Source organism: Jatrophihabitans lederbergiae (assembly GCF_031845305.1).
Lineage (GTDB): Bacteria > Actinomycetota > Actinomycetes > Mycobacteriales > Jatrophihabitantaceae > Jatrophihabitans_A > Jatrophihabitans_A lederbergiae.
In genome coordinates, this window is record NZ_JAVREH010000228.1 from 1 (window position 1) to 412 (window position 412).

General features: G+C 67.5%; 1 protein-coding gene. It reads left to right on the top strand.

Annotated features, from left to right (window positions below; all coding sequences use genetic code 11):
* Positions 1-412: VIT1/CCC1 transporter family protein (locus RM423_RS25075; protein WP_311425749.1), on the top strand; the 412-nt coding region annotated here is incomplete at both ends.

Consider the following 412-nt stretch of genomic DNA (forward strand, 5'->3'; position numbering starts at 1 on the left):
GCCAACGTGACAGCCAAACCGCGCTACTCGCCCAAGAAGAGCGGGAACTTGCCGAAACACCTGAACAAGAACTCGCCGAACTCACCGCGCTCTATGAAGCCAACGGCCTCTCGCCAGCCACCGCAAGGACCGTGGCCACGGAGCTCACCGCCCACGATGTGCTGGCCGCGCACCTGGACGCCGAATTACAACTCGACCCCGATGACCTCGCCGACCCCATCCAGGCCGCCGCCGCGTCCGCGGGCTCCTTCACCCTCGGCGCGCTGCTACCGCTACTGGCAATCTTGCTCCCACCCGCCACCTGGCGGGTATCGGTCACCTTCACCGCCGTACTGATCACCCTGGGCATCGCGGGCGCACTCAGTGCCCGCATCGGAGGAAGCAGCGCCCGACGCGCCATGGCGCGCGTCGT